The organism is Streptosporangium saharense (assembly GCF_014203715.1).
Lineage (GTDB): Bacteria > Actinomycetota > Actinomycetes > Streptosporangiales > Streptosporangiaceae > Streptosporangium > Streptosporangium saharense.
Window position 1 is genome coordinate 1 of sequence record NZ_JACHJP010000013.1, and the last position, 14,499, is coordinate 14,499.

Below are 14,499 nucleotides of genomic sequence, written 5' to 3' on the forward strand. Positions count from 1 at the left end.
TGAGATCAGAAGGGTAGAAAGGGTTGTCGTGTCATGTCTGGGGTCCTACCCGGCTGCAGGACGGCTTCACGATCAGCTCTCAAACACGCTGTCAGGATGGACCTGCCGCCGGGGCGCTACACCGTCCGTGCTGTCTACGCCCAAACCGAGGCCACCTACATGGTGATCGTGCAGCTTGTCCAGCAGATCTGACCCTGCGGGATATGGGTGGGATGATCTTCAAGTCTCCATGCTGGAGTACATGTATTGCGACAGCCCAGAGTCGTTGCTGGCGCCAGGAACGCAGTGCTCTTGAAAACCGCCAGGGCTGATAACAGCCCTTGTGGGTTCGAATCCCATGCTCTCCACTCAGCTTACGAAACGGCGCCTGACCAGGTCTGATGGCTTGGTGGGGCGCTTTTGGTCGTTTCGGAGTCGCGCAGCCGGGAGCGTTTCTTGTCCGGTGGCCCTGGGCCGGTTCTGTCGGCCTTGTGCGCCATGATCGGCGCACGTGTCCCGTACGTCCCTCAAGGAGTGCCATGACTGTCACCGACGAGGCCGGATGGTTCAACATCCCCTGGGACGGGTGGACAGACCTCGATCTGGTCCGTGCACAGCTCGACGGCGGCGCCGATCCGAACTCCGGCGTGCGCATCTTTGAGAAGCCGCTACACGTCGCGGCTGAGCGCGGTTCGCCTGAAGTGGTGGCTGAGCTGGCCATGCGTGTCGATGACATTGACGCGGAACATCGGGGCCGTACGGCGCTGTGGGTGGCCGTCTTCGAAGGCCGTCTGGACAACGCCCGGGTCCTCGTCTCCGCCGGGGCCGACCCGTGGCGCATCATGATGGACGGCTGGTCTCCTGGCCGTCTCAGTCTGGCCAGCCCTACTCCTGACCTTTTCCCTGTCCCCTCACCGGAGATCGGTCTGTCCGAAGCCGAAGCCGCCGCCGTGACGGAGGCCAGACGTTTGATCACCGCACTGGGAGGCTTTCACTACGACGGCCTGAGTGTGGCCTGCGTTGCAGGCATCACCGCGGTTGAGGCGGCGGTGCGGCTGGAAGCCGTACCCGTCGACAGAATAGATGTGGAAGGACTCCACGAGGGCGTCCCGGAAGCCGAGCTGATCGTCGGGGTCACGGATGTGCCCGGCGGTTGCGTGATCACCCAGCCCTGGGGATACACCTCGTCCACCCCGGGCGTCGTTAGGCGCGTCTCGTCAGGCACGGTCTGCTACAGCATGTATTCCAACCCCAAGGGCGGTAACAGCGGGCGGATCGCCCGAGATGACGTCGTCGAGTTCTGGGAGCCGCTCAGCGTCCACTGCATCTCCCCTGACGCCCCCGCGGAGGAGATTCTAGCCGCCCATCTCTACCGCGACCACCCTGTGGCTTTTTGCTGCGCCGGTGCAGACCTGCGTCTGACCGACGCGCGGCCGATCACCGGCCCGGCCGATATCTGGCGGCGACTGCCCGAACGCGACTACTGGATCTGACGCAAGCCAGGGGTCAGGTCATTTTCCATTTACGAACCCAAGGGTGTCTCGAACCCCTGACCCCTTAGGTGTGAACGAAGGCCTCCGTAGTGAACGAGCTTCCTTGGATGTATCTCAGCGGCCGTAGGCCCAGATCAAGCCGTCGCGGCCGGTGGGTGCCGCGCCGACTGCCCAGATGGAGCGGCTCTCCAGCTGAATGGCGAGGTCACGGACGGATGAGCGCTGGTTCGGCGGGACCGGGAAGGTGCCCGGCTCGACGTTGTCGACGCCGATGTGCAGGAATCCGCTGCCTCCGCCCTTGGCGTCGTAGACGATCCAGGCTCCGCCTCTGTTGTCGGGCTCCGCCTGGGCGCGCGGCTGGATACCCAACTCGCCATGGACCTCGAAGTTCCAGTTGCCCGCATAGCCGGACAGCAGCAGGGTCTCACCGCAGAAGGAGGGCTTTGCGCCGCCGCACGGCCAGGCGACCCAGCCGACGGCCATCACCCGGCCGGTCTCGCCGTCGATCGCGACATCCGTCAGCTCCGAGATCTGGCTCGGGTGCGCGGCCGGAACCGCCGGCAGCGGGACCGCGCGCCAGGCCGTACCGTTCCATTTGGCCAGAGCAGCCTTGCCCCCCGCTGAGCCCGCCGCCCACGCGCTGTCGAGTCCTTTGACCACGATCGGAGTGGGGACCTTGCGCCATGTCGACCCGACCAGGCGCCGCAGCGTGGATTTCGCCTTCCACCCGGTGCTACCGGCCGGTGAGAACGTGCTGGAGTTCTCGATGACCCACTGGTTCTTGCCGATGGAGTACGCCCGATCGATCCGGCCGTGGCTCCACGGCCTGACCTGCCAGCGTTTGCCGTCCCATCGGGCGTATCGCGACGCGCCGAACGCCCAGACCCTGGTGTCGGAGGCCGACGTCAACCGCTTCACCTGGAAGCCCGGCCCGGTGACACGCTTGAAGGCGGACCGGCCACCCTTCAGGAGGAAGGCGGTCGATCCGCGATCCGAGTGCCTCCTCCCGGCGACCCAGACCGCCCCGCCCGGAGTCACCGTCACCGCGTCGTAGGAGTCGCGGCGGTCGTTGTGGACGACACTCCACTGATCGGCTGGCGCCTCGGCGAGGGCGACGGTCGGCCACGTGGCGACGGAAAAGGCGATGGCTGCAGCGGTACCGCGGAACAGTAGGCCCATAAAGATGAGACGCGCCTTCCGGGGAAAAAGTTGACATATCGGCGGGGTGCGGGCATTCCCATGGGGAACCACACCGGGCTGCGGCACCTCAGGGGTGCGACTCCCGCACCCGCACCGCCAGAGCCTCGAACCGGCTAACAGGTCTCCCCGCTGGAGTACATGTATCGCATCAGCTCAGAGCCGTTGCCGGCTGAAAACCGCCAGGGCTGGTGACAGTCCTCGTGGGTTCGAATCCCACGCTCCCCACTGCGGCGGAAAACGGCGCCTGACCAGGGATTGTGGCCTGGTGGGGCATCGTTGGTCGCTTCGAGGCCGCGCAGCGGTGAGCGTTTCCTGCCCGGCGGCCGCAGAATATGTTGATCGTGTTTTTTCAGGCTATGTGCGAGGTTCGTATCGGGGGCAGCGGTGGAGCGGGTGGACTGGAGCCGGATCCCAGGGCCGCGCTGGTATTTCCCCGAGACCGCCCAGGCCGCGATAGAGGCGCTGACCCGATCAGTGTCCGCCGAGCAGGCCGTCCGCGCACTGGCCGATCTCCGGCACGCGGTCACGAACGACCATGCGGGCACCCTCTATCCGGCTGCCGTTCCCGCGACGAGTGTGTTCCTTTGGGCGATCGACGAGCGACCAGGCTCACCCCGGCAGGAGGCGATTGACACGCTGCTGGACTGGTGGGGGTGGTTCCCCGAGCCAGATTTCGAGATCTACGAAGATTCCGTCGGCCTGGCCGAAGGGATCATGAGCCGTGTCCGGGACGCTGCGGAGATGCTCCGTCGTGTCGCCGATGATCCGTCCGGAGGCGGTGGGCATCGCCCGGGCGCGAAACTGCTGCTGGCCAGACTTGACGAGGGCTGGAGCGAGACAGTCGACTGATACAACTCTCGTTTCCCCTCGGCTGAACTGTCGGATGTGATCGTTAGGGTCTCCACCATGGCGATCTCCAACACCCCTCGCTATCCCTGGGATGACCTTCTTCGGACCGTTAACGACAAGGCTCAAAAGTACTTCGCCGAGTCCAGGGCTGTTCCGCCCGAACGACGAGGGGGCCCCGACGACGGATTCGGCCGTGTCACGTGGCTCGGCATGCCGGGTGCCGGTGAGGCCGAGATCGCACGCCATGAGGAACGGCTCGGCATGCGCTTGCCGCCGAGCTACAGAGAATTCCTTCAGGTCACCAATGGCTGGGACGAGTACAACCATGCGTCTCTCCGCCTGATGCCCCTGACTGAAATCGGCTGGACCCGTGATGTCGACCCGGAACTCGCCGAGATCTGGGATGAGCTGGAGGGCCAGGACCCCCAGGATCAGTGGTATCTCCACCAGGAGTCCATGTCCAGCAGCCTCTACATCTCCGAGTACGTTGAGGGACAGGTTTACCTGCTCAATCCGCACGTCATCGGACCGGACGGCGAGTGGGAGGCATGGGACTTCGCCACCTGGCACCCAGGCGAAATCCGCCACAGATCGTTCTGGGACCTCATGGAACGCGAGTTCAGCAGATACCTATCGTGAACTCGCCGCGCTTTTCTGGCTCCGGCGTTTCCTTGTGCTGAGCTCTGGAGATGTCTCCCGTCTGATCCACTCCAGACAGTCAGTAATCCCCGCGGCCAGAAGAACCGCGATGATCCGCGACGCTTCCTCACGGCTTCTGGCAGGAACCGGCGCGCTTTCCCGGGTCAAGCCTGAGAAAACCGTGCCGAGGTGGTGGAAGGCAGTCGGCTGACGCAGGGAAAGCCGATCAGGTGGTACGGCTGCGCCCTCGGGTCGAAGGTCCTGGTTCAGCGGGATTGGGTGAGTGACCACAGGGATATCGCCATGAGGAGAGCGGTCAGTCCGCCGCAGATCATCGTGGTGGAGACCGAGAAGGCGTCGACGATGCGTCCGCCGAGGAATGCGCCGAGTGCGAAGGTCGCCTGGAAGGAGGAGGTGAAGACGACAGTGGCGGCTTCGGGTGTGTGAGGGGAGGCGGTGATGAACGAGGCCTGCGAACAGACGGGTACGCCTCCGTAGGCGAGGCCCCAGATCACGAGCAACACCACGGCGCCGGTGGTTGTGCCGCCTACCGAGGGCAGCAGCAGGGTGGTGATCGCGATTAGGCCGCCGCAGGTCGCGAAAGCGGCTCGCAGGCGGGTGGCGGTGGCCTTGCCGGCGAGGAAGTTGCCGACGATTCCGGCGATGCCGTACGCCAGCAGGACGGCGCTGACGGCTGCGGGGTGCAGGCCGGTGACGTCCTGGAGGAAGGGCGTGACGTAGGTATAGGTGCTGAAATGGGCCAGGACGATGAGGAAGGTGGACAGCAGGGCGGTTCTGGCGCCCCGCGTACGTAGCAGGCCGAGCAGGACGCGAGGGCTGGTGACCTGGTGGGCGGGTAGCGGCGGCAGCAGTATCAGCAGGGCGGCCAGGACGAGGACGGCCAGCGCGGCCAGGACCAGGAAGGCGGTTCGCCAGCCGGAGAGGTTGCCGATGAAGGTGCCGGTCGGTACGCCGAGCACGGAGCCCAGCGGCACGGCAGAGAAGATCACAGCGGTGGCGGTGCCGACGGCGTGCGGCGGCATCAGGCGGCCGGCCAGCCCGGCCCCGATGGACCAGAAGCCGCCGATGGTGAGGCCGACGAGCACCCTGGAGATCAGCATGACCCAGTAGGAGGTCGCCACCGAGGCCAGCACGTCGGCAACGGCGAGCACCGCCATCAGGACGCACAACATCACGCGGCGGTCCAGGCGCGCGGTGGTCAGGGTGACGGTGGGGGCGGCGACCGCGGCGACGATACCCGGCAGGGTCATGGTCAGCCCTGTGGCGCCGTCGGAGATGCCGAAGTCGGCGCCGATGGTGGTCAGCAGGCCGATGGGCAGGATTTCGCTGGTGACGATGGCGAAGATGCCCAGCATGAGCGAGGTGACCGTGAGCCAGCCGGCGAAGGGCGTGCGGGGCCGGGCGAGGGTGGTGGACATCGTTCCCGTTCAGGCAGGTGCGAGTGGATCGGGAACACAGCCAAGCAGCGGTGAAGCAGCGAGCACTGGCACGTTTCAGACGCGACCGTCGCCGTGACGGCATCCGGTAGGTCCGTGAGGCCCCGGTCCTACACGCATTCCCGTCAACTTCCTTCAGGCCATGCCGTGAACGGCCATTGGAAGTTGTGAGGAGATTCGAACCCGTGTAGCGCTCTGTGGTGAACAACGAAGGTCGTTACCGGTGCCGCCGAGCGCTCCATGGATTCGTCTATCCCCGATCGAGCCGACAGATCGGGGATGGACGTTCTGCAGCTCATGAAGATCACCGCGCAATGCGGCGTCCAGCACGAACAGGTCCTGGTGACGTCGTGAATGGTGTCAGCCCGCCCAGGGCAGATGATCGAACCGCAGGTGCTGACGCGCGTCCCTTCAGCTCCACATCGGTGCCGGGCGCGTTGAAGGAACGCGCATGTGCTCCCGGGGACGGAGAACGACTGGCCTCCTCGCGGTTGCGGTCGAAGTCGTCGTTCCGGATTGGCCGCGAGCGGGGGATAGCCAGGAGGTCCTCACAGGTGGTGCCGTCAGATCAGGAGCAGCGTTTTGCCCAGGGCGCCGCGTGACTCGATTACGGCATGTGCGTCCGCGGCGCGTTCCAAGGGGAAGGTCTGCCCGATGACCGGTCTGATCTGGCCCGCCACCGTCGCTGACATCGCCTGCTGAGCCCACTCCCGCATCTTCGGTCCGAAGCCGAAAAGCTGTTCGACCCCGATCACCCTGATCCCGCGCTGTCGGGCCTGGGCGGGGTCGATGATCGTGACCTCGCCGCTGGAGGCGCCGTGGATGGAGAAGCGGCCACCGTCGGCCGTGACGTCGAACGCGGTTCGGCCGATCTCCCCGCCAACGCCGTCGAACACCAGGTTGGGGCCCACGCCGTCGGTCACCTCGCGGACGTGTTCCGCCCAGTCGGGGGTGGAGTAGTCGACCACGGCGTCCGCGCCCAGATCGCGGACCAGGTCCAGTTTCCGTGTGCCGCGCGCCGCTCCGACGACTTTGGCACCGGCTGCCCGGGCCAGTTGCACCAGTAGGGTGCCGACCCCACCGGCCGCCGCTTCGACCAGCACCCATTCTCCGGGAAGGATCCCGGCCCCCTCGGCCAGCCCGAACGCGGTGCTGCCGTCGGTGTGCAGGGCGGTGGCCTCGGGCAGCTCCAGCCCTTCGGGCACCGGGATCAGGTCCTCCGCGACGGCCACCGCGCGCTCGGCGAGGCCTCCGGTCATTCCGAGATCGGCGATGACACGCCGTCCGGACCAGCTTGGATCCACGCCTTCCCCGAGGGAACTCACCCGTCCGGCCACCGTACCGCCCGGCACGTAGGGCAGCGCGGGCTTGTCGTGCCATTTGTCGACACCGCGCCGGATCTGCGTCTCGACGAATGTCACACCCGCGACGGACACGTCGATCACGACCTGTCCCGGCCCGGCGACCGGGTCCGGCGCCTCACCCGGAACCAGTGCCTCGGGACCTCCGAAACGCGTCACCCGTACCACCCGCATGTTGACCCCTCTCCGTATCCTGTTCGGATACCTTGCAACCCCAACCAAAGTTGAGGTCAACCTGACGCGGGAGAACCCCAGTCCCAGAGGGCCTGGAGGACGGGGCCGAGGCGGTGGCCCCGGGGGGTGAGGGCGTAGTGGACCCGGGGTGGGCGGCCGGGTTGGCGGTGGCGTTCGAGCACGCCGGCCTCCGTCAGGTGTGCCAGCCGGTCGGACAGGACCTTGTCCGACAGCATGGGCAGGGCGTGCCGGAGATCTGTGAAGGTACGGCTGCCGCGCAGGAACTCGCGGATCACCAGCGTCGTCCAACGACCCTGCAGAGCGGCCAGGGTGATCTCCACCGGGCAGGAGGGGGTGGGCGCGGTGACGTTCGCATAAGGGTCGTCGGGCAGGCCTGGGTGACTAACCGTTTGGTGAGTCAAAAGGGCACCTCCTAGCGTTGCCGCGTCCGACTTTTCTACCTGCTGGAAGGACATGCGTCGATGATGCGAGAACTCGCGGAACGCCCCGAGGATGTGCCCCTGGTGTTCGCCGAACGCTTCAACACCGGCGATGCGAAGGCGGTCGCGGAGGTGTACGAGAACGATGCGGTGTTCGTCCCGGAGACGGGCTCACCGGTGACCGGACAGGAGCTCCACGCCGCCAACGAGCGGTTCCTGGGTCTCGGCCTCCCGATCACCGTACGGCCACGGCACGTCCACGCCACCGGCGACATCGCCCTGTTGATCGTTGACTGGGTCATCGAGGGCCCGGACCTGCGCATCGAGGGCACCGCGACCGACGTGGCCCGACGCGGTCACGACGGGCGCTGGCGGTACGTCATCGACAGCCCTTTCGGGGCAGGCCCGCGATAAAGAGTCACGACAGGAACGTTTCCCGGCGCTGAGCTATCCGCTGACGGATCGCCCTGTGCCTCTCCTGGACGGTGAGGGCGACGGACCGGTCGATCAGGATCAGGGTGCCGACGAGCAGGGCCACTCCTCCCGCGAGCGTGGTGACCGCCGCCGTGGCCACTTCGCCGTCCGGGTTGCCGACTCCGGAGGGGTTGCCTTCGAGCCATCTCATCGCGGCCGTCGCCTGCGTGACGACCAGGATCCCGAACACGGAGGTGACCACGCCGAGGACGAAGCCCGGGGGAGTTCGCCGGGAGCGCTTCCACAAGGCTCCGACCGCCAGTGCGAGCGGGACCGTGAGGAACAGCGCGATCTCCAGGCCCATCAGTGCGGCCAGACGGATGTGATCGAAGTTGTCGCCCCGCTGGATCCACAGGAAAGGGACAAGCGCGGTCCCGCTGAGAAGTCCGATGGCCATGAAGCGGAGGAAAAACATGATCGACATCCTGCCGGACAGCGGGAAGCGCGCCCAGAGGCTGGGGTTCCACGGGTTCACAGCCTGTCTGTCATATCGTCCGGTACGGCCCGGCGAGCGCACAGTTTGTCGTCAGCGGGTGAAGGCGAGCAGCAGCGGGAGGAGGGCGTCGGGGCGATCCAGGGGGATGATGTGGCCGCAGTCGTCGATCGTGTGGCCGGTGAGGTCGTCGGTGATGGGACGTAGCTGGCGTTCGAGGCGGTCTCCGACCGGGTACGCGCCGATGGCCATCGTGGGCATGGTGAGCCGGTGTGTGTCGGCGGCCTCGTGGATCTGCCGCGCGCTGACGGGGGCGGCGCGGTAGTGGGAGAAGGCACGGCGTAGCGCGTCGGAGCCGGTGTAGGCGCTGACGAAGGCGTCGCGGACGGGACGCGGGACGCCGCGGCCCTGAGTGCCGGCGGTGAGGAACCAGTCGATGTACTCGGCCTCGTGCCCGGTCAGCACGGTTTCCGCGAGGCCGGGGACCGAGTGGAAGCCGAACCACCACGGCTGGAAGTCCCCGGCGCCGGGCAACCGGCCCAGCAGAGCCTCCATGAGGACGAGCCGTCGTACCCGGCCTGGCCGTCGCATCGCGAGGAGGAACGCCACCGGGGCGCCCAGATCGATGCCCACCACCGTCGCCGACGGCTCCCCGAGCGCGTCGAGGAGCGCCTCGGCGTCGGCCGCGAGGGTCCCGGCGTCATAGCCGTCCACCGCTCCACCACTGACGCCAAGTTCCCGTGATCCGTCGCTGGCGCCGAGGCCCCGTAGGTCGGGGGTTATGACGCGGTGGTGTTCCGCGAGGCCGGGGATGATCTCGCTCCACAGGCGCCAGGTGTGGGGGAAACCGTGGAGCAGCAGCACGGCGGGCCCGGTGCCGGTGATTGCCACGTTGGTCTCGATGCCGTTGGTCGTGACCCGCCGAAGCGACGTCCCAGCAGGAAGCATGGTCTCTCCAGGTGGTTACCAATGGTGACAAGAAGAGGCTAGGTAACCTCTCAGGCATGGCCAAGACGGCACTGTGACGACAGGTGGTGAGCCCAAGGTGACCTCCTCACCGGCGCATACGACCCCCACCGCGAAAGCGAAGAAGGGGCCACGCGGCGATCTCTTCGATCCCGGCTGTCCCACCCGGCGGCTGCTGGACCGTATCGGGACGAAGTGGACCTCCATGACCGTCAAGGTCCTCGCCGAGGCCGCGCCGTACGAAGTGAGATTCGCCGAGCTCCAGCGGCGGGTGCCGGGTGTCTCGCAGAAGATGCTGTCGGTGACCCTGCGGAGCCTGACGCGGGACGGTCTGGTCGCCCGGCGGGTGGAGCCGACCGTGCCGCCGCGGGTGCACTACCGGCTGACCGAGCTGGGGTTGTCGCTGGAGACCGCGCTCGCCGTCGTACGGGCCTGGGCCGAGGAGCACATGCTCGACATCGACCGCGCCAACGAGCTCCACGACGCCCAGCCAGATGTCACATAAGAGCCATGAAGTCCGCGCAGCGGGACTGGTTTCCGTCGGGTACGGTCACCCGCACGTCGTCCACGTCCACCCCGCGTTCGGTGGCGGTGGCGGCGGCGATCGTGCAGACGAGTTGCCCGGTCGCCAGCCGCGTCAGACGGGAGGCCGGTAGCGGGGTGCTCCTGGCGAGTGCGAACCCGTCGCCGGTCGCCTGGACGGCCAGGTCCTTGGGCAGCCGGGTGTCGAAGGAGCGCTCACGTTCCTTCGTGGTCGGCCCCGCGACCAGCAGTTCGACGGCCTCGCTCGCCGCCAGGGGACCCTCGGGACGGCTGACGGCGACAAGGCGGCCGTGCCGTACGAAATAGAGGGGGGTGCCCTGGAGGAACCCGCGGGCGGGCTCGCCCGCGCGGATCACGTCGCTCGGGCCGACTCCGCAGGCCGTACAGAGCGCGAGGAGTGCCGCGCAGACCGCGAGAGCTCTCATGGGCGGTTCCTCGGCAGGGTGAGGGTGAAGACGGCGCCGGGGCCGGGGGCGACGGTCAGGTCACCGCCGTGTAGGAGGGCGTTCTCGCGGGCGATGGCCAGGCCGAGGCCGCTGCCCTCCGAGCGGGCGCGGGCGGCGTCGGCCTTGTAGAAGCGTTCGAAGACGTGGGGCAGGACATCGGCGGGCAGGCCGGGTCCCCGGTCGGACACCTCGATCGTGGCGACTCTGTCGGTCGCGCGGACCCGGACGGTGACGGGCGGCGCGCCGTGCCGCAGGGCGTTGCCGACGAGGTTGGCGACGATGACGTCCAGGCGGCGCGGGTCGAGGGGGACCAGGATGTCCGGCGGCAGGTCCACGACGACCTCGGAGCTCCAACCGCGTGAGCGCAGGCAGGCGGCCACCGCGGCGCCGACGTCCACGTCGTTGAGGTTGAGTACGGCGGCGCCCGCGTCGAAGCGGGAGATCTCCATCAGGTCGTCCACGAGCCGGGTGAGCCGGGTGACCTCGGCGGTCACCATCCGGGCGGCGGTTCCCGCGTCGGGGTCGAGCCGGTCGGCCCCGGCTTCGAGGACGTCGGTGACCGCGGTCGCGGCGGCCAGCGGGGTGCGCAGCTCGTGGGAGACATCGGCGACGAACCGCCGCGATCTGGCCTCCATCTCGCGCAGCTCGCCGACGGAGCGTTCAAGCGCGGCCGCGGTCTCGTTGAACTGTCCCGCCAGCCTGGCCAGCTCGTCGCCGCCGCGTACCGGCAGCCGGGTCTCCAACCGTCCCTCGCCCAGCCGCCGGGCCGCGCGGTCCAGCTCGGCGACCGGGCGCAGCACACCGCGCGCGGCCAGCAGCCCGGCCAGCATCGCCAGCAGTACGGCGGGCAGCATGGCGGTCTGGGCGGCGCGCAGCACTGCCGTCTCGTCGGCGGCGGCCTGCGCGAGCGACTCGACGAGATAGACGGTGATGCCCGAGGGCTCGCCGCCCGCGAGGAGCATGACCCTGCTTCCGCCCACGAGGTACGGCACGCCGTCCCGGACCACCCGCTGCCAGAGCAGTTCGGAGCGCCGCAGGACGGCCGCGCGCAGTTCGGCGGTGATGCGGGCGTCGGAGGGGACGGCGCCGTCCCTGACCACGTACACCCTGCGGTCGCCGACCTCCAGGTCCTCGGCCAGCAGGTCGAGTTCTTCGTCGCTCGCGGGCAGTGCGATGTCACGTGACAGTAGCAACACCCGGTTCCTGAAGTCCTTCAACAGCCGGTCCTGCACTCCGGTGAGCAGATTGACCTGTGCCTTGTAGTAGGTCAGCCCGGCGGCCCCGACCGCGCTCAGCCCGCCGACCAGCACGAACGTGATCACCAGCCGAGCCCGAAGTCCCCGCAACCAGGTCATACCGGCCCGAAGCGATAGCCGAAGCCGCGCACGGTCTGCACGTACTTCGGCTCGGCAGGCACGTCCTCGATCTTGGAGCGCAGCCGTTGCACGCACGCGTCGACCAGCCGCGAGTCGCCCAGGTAGTCGTGGTCCCACACGGATTCGAGCAACTGCTGCCTGCTGAAGACCTGTCCGGGGATGGCCGACAGGTGCAGCAGCAGCCGAAGCTCCATCGGCGGCAGCGCGATCCGCCGTCCGTTCCTGCTCACGGTCAGGGAGGCACGGTCGACGCGCAGCGTCCCGTAGGTCTCGACCGGCGACGCCACACTCTCCGTACGGCGCAGCACCGCCCTGATCCGGGCTTCGAGCACCTGGGGTCGTACCGGTTTGACCACGTAGTCGTCCGCCCCGGCCTCAAGACCGCCGACCACGTCGAAGTCGTCACCCCGCGCGCTGAGCATCACGATCGAGGTCGAGGTGGTCGCGCGGATGCGGCGGCAGACCTCGAATCCATCGATACCGGGCAACATGAGATCGAGCACCACGACGTCGGCGGCGAAGCGCGTCAGCAGCTCCAGCCCTTCCTCCCCGGATGCCGCCGACTCGACCTCGTGGTCCCTGCCCTTGAGGGCGAGTATCAGGGCATTCCTGACGTTCGGGTCGTCCTCGACCAGCAACACGCGCGCCATGCCTTCCAGTATCGGCGGCCCTGACATGCGATTTGTCCGGTCTTGGAAGCTATTACAGGTTCATGACATGGCGTGCACGGGCCGCTCACATCGACGGGCCAGGGTGATGGGCAGCCAACCGACCCATTGGAGAGAACCGTGTTGATCACCAAGCGACGCCTCGCCGTACTGGCCGCGCTGCCCACCCTGGCGCTGAGCACGGCGTGCGGGGCGCAGAGTTTCGCCGACGCGGCGAGCCCCGCCGTCACTTCAGCAGGGAAGCCCTCCGTCGTCTCGGCCAAGCCGAGCTGGCACGAGACGGCGGTGAAGTTCGCCGGGTGCATGCGGAAGAACGGCATCGACATCCCGGACCCCGTCAAGGGCCAGGACCTCGACACCAGCGCCGTCACCAAGGTCACCCAGGCCAAGCTCGACGCCGCCATGAAGGCGTGCAAGGAGTGGGACTCGGCGATCCTCGGCGGCGCGGAGCCGTCCACCCCCGAGGAGGACGCCAAGTTCGCGGCCTGGGCCAAGTGCCTGCGCAAGGACGGCGTCTGGCAGCCCATCGACAAGGACGAGAAGAAGCCCGCCGGGTTCAAGGAGCTCGCGCCCAAGTCGGCAGCCTGGCAGAAGATCCAGGAGGGATGCGCCTCCCTGCGGCCGCCCGCGCCGTACGAGGAGAACTGACCGGGCGCCCTGTCCTCAACGGGGACGGGGACAGGGCACCTCGGTCACCGGCAGCGCGACGGGACGACAGGTCAGGCCGTCACTCCACTCGATCTCCTCGGCCGGTACGGCAAGCCGCAACGTGGGCCGTCTGGTCACCAGCGCCCTGATCGCCTCGGTCAGCTCGACCCTGGCCAGCGCGGCGGCCAGACAGCGGTGCGGGCCGTACCCGAACGCCAGGTGGGGATGCGGCGGCTGCGTTTCGAAGCGGTGGATGTTGAAACGTCCCGGTTCGGGAAAGGCGCTGGGGTCGTGGTTGGCGGCGTTGAGGTCGGGCATCACGACGCTTCCCGCCTTCAGCACGCCGCAGGAGAGCTCGACGTCCTCGGTCATCCGGCGCATGAACGCGCTGGCCGGAGGCCCGTCGTAGCGCAGGATCTCCTCGGCGGCGGTCGGCGCCAGCTCCGGTCTGGCGACCAGTTCGTCCCACTGCTCGCGGTGGAGCATGAGACGCAGGGCGCCCTTGGACACCATCGAGGCGGTCGTCTCGTGCCCCGCCGTGATCAGCGCGAACACGGTGTTGACCAGCTCGCCCTCGCTCAGCCGATCCTCCTCGTCACGGGCCTGGACGAGCAGGTCGATGAGGTCGTCACCGGGCTCCGCGCGGTGCCGGGCCACCAGGTCGCGGGCATAGGCCATGAACTCCGTGTACCCCCGGTACCGGACCCGCTCCGTGGCGGCCGAGGTGGTGAGGAACATGTCCGTCCAGGCCACGAACCGGTCGTAGTCCTCGTGCGGAACCCCCAGCAACCGGCAGATGACCTGCCCGGGCAACCGCACCGCGAACGCCTCGACCAGGTCGAACTCCTCACCCGCCCCGTCGAGCAGCTCCCCGGCGAGCGCCGCGATCCACGGCCGCCACCGTTCGGTACGGCGGGGCGTGAAGGCTCCGTACATGATCCGCCGGTAGCGGGTGTGCTCGGGCGGGTCCTGGTTGATCAACGCGTCGGGGTCGTCGTCGATGCCCACGCCGCTGACCAGCCGGGGCAGACCGGGCAGGCGCAGGTTACGGCTTGAGGCCGTCGATCCGAGGAGGGTCCGCACGTCCTCGTACCTGACGGCGACCGGCACCGCGTCCCCACTCGGCATGACGGCCGGATCGAGCGGCCCCTCCTCATGACGCCGCGCGTACTCGGGCGAAGGGGTACCAAGCGGCCCGGGGACGATCCTGCCGACCATCGCGCCCCTCTCCGACCGCCACACGAACAACCCACCCGGAACGTACGCAGCCGACCGTTCACGGTCAACGCCCAATTTCGGATGGTTTCTCGTCATGGGGCTTATCGCGTCGATCTTGGTTGATGTGTCGGTCCG

General features: G+C 68.0%; 16 protein-coding genes. 6 read left to right on the top strand and 10 right to left on the bottom strand.

Annotated features, from left to right (window positions below; all coding sequences use genetic code 11):
* The first annotated feature begins 518 nt into the window (after positions 1–518).
* Complete coding sequence (locus tag FHS44_RS36450; protein ID WP_184724176.1) at positions 519–1,472, top strand: ankyrin repeat domain-containing protein; 954 nt, start codon at positions 519–521, stop codon at positions 1,470–1,472.
* Positions 1,473–1,586: 114 nt separating this feature from the next.
* Here the strand turns inward: FHS44_RS36450 and FHS44_RS36455 are convergent, their stop codons facing one another.
* On the bottom strand, positions 1,587–2,651 hold the full coding sequence (locus FHS44_RS36455; protein ID WP_184724178.1) for a hypothetical protein: 1,065 nt from the start codon (positions 2,649–2,651) through the stop codon (positions 1,587–1,589).
* A gap of 405 nt (positions 2,652–3,056) precedes the next feature.
* On the opposite strand from FHS44_RS36455, the gene FHS44_RS36460 reads away from it, so the two are divergent.
* Together FHS44_RS36460 and FHS44_RS36465 are read left to right on the top strand one after the other, a co-directional pair.
* On the top strand, positions 3,057–3,521 hold the full coding sequence (locus FHS44_RS36460) for a hypothetical protein (protein WP_184724181.1): 465 nt from the start codon (positions 3,057–3,059) through the stop codon (positions 3,519–3,521).
* 57 nt (positions 3,522–3,578) lie between these two features.
* Positions 3,579–4,160: an SMI1/KNR4 family protein gene (locus FHS44_RS36465; RefSeq protein WP_184724184.1), complete on the top strand. Its 582-nt coding sequence runs from the start codon at positions 3,579–3,581 to the stop codon at positions 4,158–4,160.
* Between the two features lie 266 nt (positions 4,161–4,426).
* Here the strand turns inward: FHS44_RS36465 and FHS44_RS36470 are convergent, their stop codons facing one another.
* The 3 genes from FHS44_RS36470 to FHS44_RS36480 form a co-directional block, all read right to left on the bottom strand.
* A complete protein-coding gene (locus tag FHS44_RS36470) occupies positions 4,427–5,599 on the bottom strand; it encodes an MFS transporter (protein ID WP_184724187.1) in 1,173 nt (390 codons plus the stop codon).
* 581 nt (positions 5,600–6,180) lie between these two features.
* On the bottom strand, positions 6,181–7,137 hold the full coding sequence (locus tag FHS44_RS36475; RefSeq protein WP_312863963.1) for a zinc-binding dehydrogenase: 957 nt from the start codon (positions 7,135–7,137) through the stop codon (positions 6,181–6,183).
* Positions 7,138–7,208: 71 nt separating this feature from the next.
* Positions 7,209–7,574 (bottom strand): winged helix-turn-helix transcriptional regulator, encoded by a 366-nt coding sequence (locus FHS44_RS36480; RefSeq protein WP_184724193.1) that lies wholly within the window; start codon positions 7,572–7,574, stop codon positions 7,209–7,211.
* Between the two features lie 60 nt (positions 7,575–7,634).
* Between FHS44_RS36480 and FHS44_RS36485 the strand changes: the two genes are divergently transcribed.
* On the top strand, positions 7,635–8,006 hold the full coding sequence (locus tag FHS44_RS36485) for a YybH family protein (RefSeq protein WP_184724196.1): 372 nt from the start codon (positions 7,635–7,637) through the stop codon (positions 8,004–8,006).
* Between the two features lie 4 nt (positions 8,007–8,010).
* Here the strand turns inward: FHS44_RS36485 and FHS44_RS36490 are convergent, their stop codons facing one another.
* Together FHS44_RS36490 and FHS44_RS36495 are read right to left on the bottom strand one after the other, a co-directional pair.
* Positions 8,011–8,463: a hypothetical protein gene (locus FHS44_RS36490; protein WP_184724199.1), complete on the bottom strand. Its 453-nt coding sequence runs from the start codon at positions 8,461–8,463 to the stop codon at positions 8,011–8,013.
* 129 nt (positions 8,464–8,592) lie between these two features.
* Positions 8,593–9,447, bottom strand: a complete 855-nt coding sequence (locus FHS44_RS36495) for an alpha/beta fold hydrolase (protein ID WP_184724202.1) — start codon at positions 9,445–9,447, stop codon at positions 8,593–8,595.
* A 97-nt stretch (positions 9,448–9,544) separates the two neighbouring features.
* On the opposite strand from FHS44_RS36495, the gene FHS44_RS36500 reads away from it, so the two are divergent.
* Positions 9,545–9,970: a winged helix-turn-helix transcriptional regulator gene (locus tag FHS44_RS36500; RefSeq protein ID WP_184724204.1), complete on the top strand. Its 426-nt coding sequence runs from the start codon at positions 9,545–9,547 to the stop codon at positions 9,968–9,970.
* Here FHS44_RS36500 and FHS44_RS36505 read toward each other — a convergent pair.
* The 3 genes from FHS44_RS36505 to FHS44_RS36515 are packed head-to-tail and all read right to left on the bottom strand — an operon-like array spanning position 9,963 to position 12,480.
* On the bottom strand, positions 9,963–10,433 hold the full coding sequence (locus FHS44_RS36505) for a hypothetical protein (protein ID WP_184724207.1): 471 nt from the start codon (positions 10,431–10,433) through the stop codon (positions 9,963–9,965). The two genes, FHS44_RS36500 and FHS44_RS36505, sit on opposite strands and share 8 nt — an antisense overlap.
* Positions 10,430–11,776, bottom strand: coding sequence for a sensor histidine kinase (locus FHS44_RS36510; RefSeq protein ID WP_312863964.1), 1,347 nt, complete (start codon positions 11,774–11,776; stop codon positions 10,430–10,432). Before FHS44_RS36510 ends, FHS44_RS36505 begins: the two co-directional genes overlap by 4 nt.
* 29 nt (positions 11,777–11,805) lie before the next feature.
* Positions 11,806–12,480 (bottom strand): response regulator, encoded by a 675-nt coding sequence (locus tag FHS44_RS36515; RefSeq protein ID WP_184724214.1) that lies wholly within the window; start codon positions 12,478–12,480, stop codon positions 11,806–11,808.
* A gap of 138 nt (positions 12,481–12,618) precedes the next feature.
* On the opposite strand from FHS44_RS36515, the gene FHS44_RS36520 reads away from it, so the two are divergent.
* Entirely contained in the window at positions 12,619–13,146 is a 528-nt protein-coding gene (locus FHS44_RS36520; protein ID WP_184724237.1) for a hypothetical protein, read from the top strand.
* A 15-nt stretch (positions 13,147–13,161) separates the two neighbouring features.
* Here FHS44_RS36520 and FHS44_RS36525 read toward each other — a convergent pair whose 3' ends face one another.
* Complete coding sequence (locus FHS44_RS36525; RefSeq protein ID WP_312863965.1) at positions 13,162–14,388, bottom strand: cytochrome P450; 1,227 nt, start codon at positions 14,386–14,388, stop codon at positions 13,162–13,164.
* Between the last annotated feature and the right edge of the window lie 111 nt (positions 14,389–14,499).

What these genes read in the sequence shown, in the direction of transcription:
- FHS44_RS36450 (WP_184724176.1), top strand. Translation starts at nt 519, where the DNA reads ATGACTGTCACCGACGAGGCCGGATGGTTCAACATCCCCTGGGACGGG.
- FHS44_RS36455 (WP_184724178.1), bottom strand. Translation starts at nt 2,651, where the DNA reads ATGGGCCTACTGTTCCGCGGTACCGCTGCAGCCATCGCCTTTTCCGTC.
- FHS44_RS36465 (WP_184724184.1), top strand. Translation starts at nt 3,579, where the DNA reads ATGGCGATCTCCAACACCCCTCGCTATCCCTGGGATGACCTTCTTCGG.
- FHS44_RS36470 (WP_184724187.1), bottom strand. Translation starts at nt 5,599, where the DNA reads ATGTCCACCACCCTCGCCCGGCCCCGCACGCCCTTCGCCGGCTGGCTC.
- FHS44_RS36485 (WP_184724196.1), top strand. Translation starts at nt 7,635, where the DNA reads ATGATGCGAGAACTCGCGGAACGCCCCGAGGATGTGCCCCTGGTGTTC.
- FHS44_RS36490 (WP_184724199.1), bottom strand. Translation starts at nt 8,463, where the DNA reads ATGGCCATCGGACTTCTCAGCGGGACCGCGCTTGTCCCTTTCCTGTGG.
- FHS44_RS36495 (WP_184724202.1), bottom strand. Translation starts at nt 9,447, where the DNA reads ATGCTTCCTGCTGGGACGTCGCTTCGGCGGGTCACGACCAACGGCATC.
- FHS44_RS36505 (WP_184724207.1), bottom strand. Translation starts at nt 10,433, where the DNA reads ATGAGAGCTCTCGCGGTCTGCGCGGCACTCCTCGCGCTCTGTACGGCC.
- FHS44_RS36515 (WP_184724214.1), bottom strand. Translation starts at nt 12,480, where the DNA reads ATGGCGCGCGTGTTGCTGGTCGAGGACGACCCGAACGTCAGGAATGCC.